The organism is Pseudoroseomonas ludipueritiae (assembly GCF_014490445.1).
Classification (GTDB): Bacteria; Pseudomonadota; Alphaproteobacteria; order Acetobacterales; family Acetobacteraceae; genus Pseudoroseomonas; species Pseudoroseomonas ludipueritiae.
In genome coordinates this window covers 42,797-48,796 of the sequence record NZ_JACTUZ010000018.1, presented here as the reverse complement: position 1 = coordinate 48,796, position 6,000 = coordinate 42,797, and the positions used below count along the sequence as shown (strand labels likewise).

The window sequence follows — 6,000 nt, the reverse complement described above, 5'->3', positions numbered from 1 at the left end:
GCGGTCTCGATGGCGATCGGCAGGCCGGAGGCGATCGACGGCGCACCCCGAAGGGGCCTGACAGCTAAGGAGGACTTTCTTGTCTCGCGAGGAATGGCGGCGCAGCCGGCAGGGGAAGAAAGTCTGACGCAGCTGTTGCGTCATAGGCGATCGAGGCGCAGCCGGCCTTCGGCCAGATCAGGCCATTGAAGAGGCCGTTTGGAGCGGTCGAGGCACGGTCAGATAACGGAAAAGATGGCGGCCCTCCCGCAACGGCAAACCGGCGCCACGGCATGCTCACCGGCTTAGTTTCCTCCGGCCAGGCTGACGCTGCTGCATCCGGGCTTCCCACCGCCACCCCGGAGATCGCCGCGCCCGATGTCCGGTGCCCGCCAATACACGGCTCTGCTCCCGCAGCGCTCCAACGAGGACCCGCCTTTCCGGACCAGCGTCGGTCCGCGTCGCACACGCCCATCGTTCCGACATCAGACGACGGAGCGGCCAAGGCCACGGCTGCCCTGATCCTCCTGACGGCGATGACTAAGATCAGGCCCGTGCAAGGTCCCGGCCGGACGGGACCGGAGCCGCCCCCATTCCAGCGACCCGCACAAAGGCGGTGATGCCGACCGCGACCGCACCGATGACGGAGAACGTGATCTGCCACGCGTCGGACGGCATGAGGTGCTTCACGATGCCATGGGTGGCATGGAAGCCGGCGATCGCCGCCGGCGCGACGAAGGCAGCCGCCACGATCAGCTTCAGCCACATGGGCCGGACGAAGGTGATGAGCAGATGGCCGGCGGCAAGCGTGATCGCCGCCGCGACGGCGCCGGCCAGAATGGCGCCCGGAATGCCGGCGCCCGTGCTATACGCCCAGGCGCCAGCGGTCACGCCGACAAACGCCGGCAGCGCGAAGACGGCCAGCGTGAACAGCAACCAGCAAAGCAGGCCGATCGCTGCGAGGGATGCAAGTATTGCGAGGATGATCATGGTGGTGGCCTCCGTATGGACAAGGTCCGAGGGTCACGCCTTCCACCACCACCACGGCGCGGCTGAAGTATAGCGCAAGAGCGCGCATGCCGGCAGCGGAAATCGGCGGCGATTTCCGCACCTGCGACCGGGTCGCCCCGGTTAGGGAGCGAAGGGGTCGATCTCATGGACGATGGCGGCAGTGTCGCCGTCATATTCGCTGGTGGGCGTGACCGACAGCGTGCCGTCGCCGGCCTGGAAGATGATGATGGCGGCCATCAGCGTGGTGGCGAGGCTGGAGGCGAAGGCGTGGGCGTCGTTGAGGGACATCGATCCGGCTCCTGTTCGAGCGGAGGGCCATCCCCCCGCTTACAGGCGCCCGATGTGTCGGGCTGAGCGCTGCAATCACCGCGCAGGCGAAGCCGCAGCGGCGGCATGCTCGCATAGCCGACCCTTTACGGGTTGATGGCGTCAAGCGATCAGTCTGACCAAGGATCAGCGCAGAAAAGCGGGGGTGGTGCTCGGCGACGAGAGCCGTTCGCGTTCCCGATCAGCCAAGGAAAGCCGAACGGTGCCCAACCGGAGTGTTGGCGATGAAATCCCTGTAGGCGTAGTTGATGAGGTCGCGGACCAGTTCGAGCAGACCGCTGACAGGCAAGCCGTCGAACGGATCGCCATGGGCCATGCCGTTGCGCCGCTGGCTCAGGCTCGGCCCCGACGCGCCGGTGACGAAGCCGATGGCGGTGCCGCCGGTGCGGACGATCATCGGGATGTGCGCGTCGTCGAGGCCGTCGACATCGACCATATGCTTCAGCAGCGCGGCGAAGGAGCGGTTCTTCTTCGGAATCCGGTCGCCATACCGGTCCATCACCGTCAGCTCCAGGGCGATGAGCGCGGCGAGCTCGCCGGCCTTCAGCACGTCGAGATCGATCCAGCCGAGAAGATAGAGCGCCTGCGCGCGCCGAAATTTGAGCTGGACGATGTCGGGTATGCGCGCGTCGATGCCGAGGCCGACGATGAACCGTCGCCATTCGGCGGGCTCGTTGAACTGGATCATTCCGCCGGGGAGCCCGGGCGATGGCCATGCGATGATCAGCGGCGCGTCACGCGCGGCGAGTTGAATGTGATCAAGGTCCAGATGCGCCTCCTGTCGGCGAGAACTTAGTGTTTCTTCCGACAATACCAGATCGCGGTCAGTCGTTTGAAGTCGTGCGGCGCTCACGCGCCGCCGAAATTCCAGACCGGGATGCCGAGCTTCTTGGCCTTGTCGGCGAGATAGTCATGGATGCCTGTGCCCGGGAAGTGCATCACGCCCTTGGGCACGATCACCACCGTGAGTTGGCGTTTCGCCTCCGGTGTGGCGAGTTGTCAGTCAGCGCGTCCGCCAAAGTGCGAAACCTCGGCGATCAAGGCGTCGAGCACTTGGGTCAGCTTGGATGTGTCGTATGATCCCGACGTCAACGAGTCAGCGTCCTGCTTCATGAAGTGCCGGTCGTAGGATTCCTTGTGCTCGAGCGCGCCGTGCCAGGCGTCGATGTCGCGCTTGTAATTGCTCCAAATTACGCGTGCCGGCGGGTAACTGGGCAGATTGAGATCGAGGTAACATTCGATGGCGGCAGCTCGCCCGTTGATGTCGCATTCATTGAGACCCTCGGGGCCGAGCGCCGGGAAGCGGCGTAGGTCCTCGCTGTCCGGCAAGACCATCGAGCGCAGATTGCCGGGCATCTTCAATTCCTGAAGCTTGCCGTATGCTTCTATTCCCTCTGCATCATTGTCGAGCAGGAACAGTACCTGGTTCTGAATGTCGATCCGCACGAGACCTTCAGCAAATCGAACAAGGTTCCCGGTGCCCCAGAAATGATGCCGTTCTTCGCCGTTGATAAACCGGAAGAAGTCGGCAACGTCGGGGCGCAGGAGATCGAGCGCGCGGCGCAGAATGCGGGCGTCCGACGCTCCTTCGGTCGCGACCAGAATCGATTGGTTTCGCTGTACTCCGGCGGCAAAGAAGCTACGATCAACCCAACCCGCATGGACGATATTGCCGAACTGCCAGATCACTTCGGCGTCCGCATTGTCGGGATTGAGAAAAAAGATCTGCAGCATCGAGGATGGGCTTAGGATGCAAAGCTTGGCTGAGAGAAAGCTGGCTTCGGACCAGTAGGAATCGGAGTTTTCGGTCCAAGGAATACGGGCAAACAGCGCGGCATGCGGCGCGAAGCGGCCTTGGGCGACACTGGCCCGCTCCTCGGTGTCGTAGTCGATATATTCGTCGGCGAGGCTGGCCAGTGGGAACAGGCTCGCGAGCGCGCAAAACTCGTCGAAATCGAGGAACTGTGCCGGTTCCTCGTCCGTGGAGAGCGACGAGAGCGCGTCGGCGACAACGGCCTCGTACTCCGCCCGGGCGCCATCCAGCGTGTCACCGAGAACGCGAAGTCTCGGGATGACGCGAGCCAATGGGCGAACGAAGGCAAGCTCACTTTCAGCGAGATCGTCTATCTGCTCCGGATGGTCGCGGTAATAGTCGTAGTCGATGCCATCGCTCGGTCGGCGGGCGAGATCGGACTCTTGGAAGAGATGGCCGTAATCATTGCCGCTGTTATTTTTTGCGTAATCTAAAGATACGCCGCTTACTTTTAGTTCGATTGAGGTGCCCATGCCTCTATTCACACCTTCTTTGTCTGGAAGCCACTGCTATCGGGCTCCCCGTTTACCGTTCAGACTTAGTGTACGGTTTTATATCGACGTCCCTGCGAGTGGGAGAGCGATAACGCAACGTGGGTGGGCGGCGCTCACGCGCCGCCAAACTTCCAGACCGGGATGCCGAGCTTCTTGGCCTTGTCGGCAAGGTTGTCGTGGATGCCGGTGCCCGGGAAGTGCATCACGCCCTTGGGCACGATCTGCAGGATCTCGTCGTTGCGCTTGAACGGCGCTGCCCGGCCGTGCTTCGTCCAGTCGGGCGCGAAGCCGATCTGCGGGACATTGCGATTCTTCGCCCAGAGCGAGGCGATCTTCTCGGCGCCCTTCGGCGACTTGCCGTGGATCAGCACCATGTCGGGATGCTTCTCGTGGACCTGGTCGAGCTTGGCCCAGATCAGCCGATGGTCGTCATAGTCGAGTCCGCCGGTGACGACGATCTTCGGGCCCGGCGGCAGGAGCACCTCCTGGTCGGCGCGCTTCTTCGCCATCAAGAAATCGCGGCTGTCGATCATCGCCGAGGTCAGATTGCGATGGTTGACCTTCGATCCGCTGCGCGGGAGCCAAGGCTTGCCGACATGGCGCTCGTAGTGTTCGGCGGCCTGGTCGCGCATCAGCTCGAAGGCGTTCTGTCGCTCGATCAGCGTGATGCCCTCGGCGATCAGGCGCTCCAGTTCGACGGATTTCACCTCGCTGCCGTCCTGTTCCCGCTGCGCCCGCTTCTGTGCCTGCTCGTTGTCGTCCAGGTCCCGGCCGATCCGGTCGGTGGCGCGGTGGAAGACGTTGGTGGTCGACCATAGGAGATCGTCGAGGTCGGGTTCGAGGCGTGTGTCCTCCAGAGTGCCGATCAGCGCGTCGAAGATGTCGGCGACGGCGCCCGCGACCTGGTTGCCGTCTGGCAGAAGCCGCTGGTCGGGCTCGTCGGCGAAGGGTCGGTAGCCGTGGAGCTGGAGTTCGTTCAGGACATGGTCGGTGGGTGAGGATTCGTGGTGCGGTTCGTAGTCGTCGTGATCGCGCATGGGATGCTCCGTCGGTTGGACCGCGACCGTCGCGGCCTTCATGGCGACGAAGCCCACGGGCCGGACGGCTGGGCATCCGGAGCGCGAGCGGAGGGCTTGATGGCTAAGGCCGGCTATTTTGTCTCGCGATGGAAAGCGGCCTTCTGGCCGCGCCGGAAAATAGTCGGCCGCCGCCATTGCCCGGCTGGCCGGCTTGTGGGCCGATCGCCGTCTCGAAGGCCGAGGCGCGGTGCCCCTCCGACGGATTGACGCATCCGCCGAGCACGGAGCGAACCGCAGGCCTGTTCTCCTGCCGGCTATGCCGCCAACGCCATGAAGCGGGCGACGTCCTGCGGTGCGACCTGCAACCGGGCTTCCATGCGCAGTGCGTCCAAGCCGAGGGTGAGCAGATCTTCGTTGAAGTCGCCCAGCTCAGGCGAGATGACGATCGCCTCGATTCCGGCCACGTTCGCCCGTTCGATCAGGGTATCGCGCGCCCCGTCACCGGCCGGATCGTTGTCGCGGACGATGTAGAGACGCCGCAGCGTGTCGGGGAACAGGATGGCAGCGAGATGCGCAGCGGAGAGCGCCGCCAGCATCAGCATGCCGGGAAGAACCTGCCGGAGCGACAGGACGGTCTCGATGCCTTCGCCGGCCGCCATCACCTCGCCACCCATGCCGAAGCGCACAGCGTTGCCGAGGAGATTGCCCATCGCCCGCCTCGGCGTGTCTATCGACGCCTTGTCGCGGCGGCGAGGATCGAGCCAGGTGCGATGCGCCCCGGTGATCTTGCCGTCGAGGTCGGTGACTTCAGCGATCATTGCCGGCCAGGCCTCGGTCGGCGAATGCTCGTCGGGCCGATAATAGCAGCGCGGGTGGAAATGCAGGCTTCCGGTTCCGCGTAAATCCGTAATGCCGCGTTCCCGTAAATACGCCTGTACGAGCGTGCCACAGATCGGCTGCGACATGCGAACCAATCGGCGCGCCGCTTCGGGCGAGCCATGCGGCGACGGGCTCTGCCGCTGGTGCTGACGAGGTTCTGGCTCCGGTGGCGGCATGCTGAGGAACGTCCGCGCCTCGTCGGCGACGTCCTTGAAGTCAATAAGGCCGCAGCTTTCGCGGATGACGTCGAGGAGATCGCCGTGCTCGCCGGTCGCCGCGTCGGCCCATTTGCCGGCTGGACCCTTCGGCGAGTCCTTCAGCCGGATGTACATCGAGCGGCCCGGAGTGTTGCGGACGTCGCCCACCAGCCAGTAGCCGCCTTCGCGGCGACCGCTGGAGAGATAGTGCCGGCACACCGCCTCGGCACGATCGGCGAGACGGCGTGCAAGATCATGCGGATTTTGCGCCATGGTCGTTT

6 protein-coding genes are annotated in these 6,000 nt (G+C 64.2%); all 6 read right to left on the bottom strand.

Annotation, left to right across the window (positions count from 1 at the left end; genetic code table 11):
- Positions 1-525: 525 nt before the first annotated feature.
- The 6 genes from IBL25_RS07265 to IBL25_RS07240 all read right to left on the bottom strand — a co-directional run bounded on the left by IBL25_RS07265 (position 526) and on the right by IBL25_RS07240 (position 5,992).
- Positions 526-969, bottom strand: coding sequence for a hypothetical protein (locus IBL25_RS07265; protein WP_187777884.1), 444 nt, complete (start codon positions 967-969; stop codon positions 526-528).
- A gap of 141 nt (positions 970-1,110) precedes the next feature.
- A complete protein-coding gene (locus IBL25_RS07260; RefSeq protein WP_187777883.1) occupies positions 1,111-1,278 on the bottom strand; it encodes a hypothetical protein in 168 nt (55 codons plus the stop codon).
- A gap of 220 nt (positions 1,279-1,498) precedes the next feature.
- On the bottom strand, positions 1,499-2,170 hold the full coding sequence (locus tag IBL25_RS07255; protein ID WP_292051407.1) for a hypothetical protein: 672 nt from the start codon (positions 2,168-2,170) through the stop codon (positions 1,499-1,501).
- Positions 2,171-2,316: 146 nt separating this feature from the next.
- A complete protein-coding gene (locus IBL25_RS07250; RefSeq protein WP_187777882.1) occupies positions 2,317-3,603 on the bottom strand; it encodes a HEPN/Toprim-associated domain-containing protein in 1,287 nt (428 codons plus the stop codon).
- 134 nt (positions 3,604-3,737) lie between these two features.
- Positions 3,738-4,661 carry a DUF2493 domain-containing protein gene (locus IBL25_RS07245; RefSeq protein ID WP_187777881.1) on the bottom strand — a complete coding sequence of 308 codons (924 nt, stop codon included), beginning with the start codon at positions 4,659-4,661 and terminating at the stop codon, positions 3,738-3,740.
- Between the two features lie 296 nt (positions 4,662-4,957).
- The gene (locus IBL25_RS07240; RefSeq protein ID WP_187777880.1) at positions 4,958-5,992 is read right to left on the bottom strand and encodes a DUF7146 domain-containing protein; all 1,035 of its coding nucleotides are present in this window, start codon (positions 5,990-5,992) and stop codon (positions 4,958-4,960) included.
- Between the last annotated feature and the right edge of the window lie 8 nt (positions 5,993-6,000).

What these genes read in the sequence shown, in the direction of transcription:
- IBL25_RS07265 (WP_187777884.1), bottom strand. Translation starts at nt 969, where the DNA reads ATGATCATCCTCGCAATACTTGCATCCCTCGCAGCGATCGGCCTGCTT.
- IBL25_RS07260 (WP_187777883.1), bottom strand. Translation starts at nt 1,278, where the DNA reads ATGTCCCTCAACGACGCCCACGCCTTCGCCTCCAGCCTCGCCACCACG.
- IBL25_RS07250 (WP_187777882.1), bottom strand. Translation starts at nt 3,603, where the DNA reads ATGGGCACCTCAATCGAACTAAAAGTAAGCGGCGTATCTTTAGATTAC.
- IBL25_RS07245 (WP_187777881.1), bottom strand. Translation starts at nt 4,661, where the DNA reads ATGCGCGATCACGACGACTACGAACCGCACCACGAATCCTCACCCACC.
- IBL25_RS07240 (WP_187777880.1), bottom strand. Translation starts at nt 5,992, where the DNA reads ATGGCGCAAAATCCGCATGATCTTGCACGCCGTCTCGCCGATCGTGCC.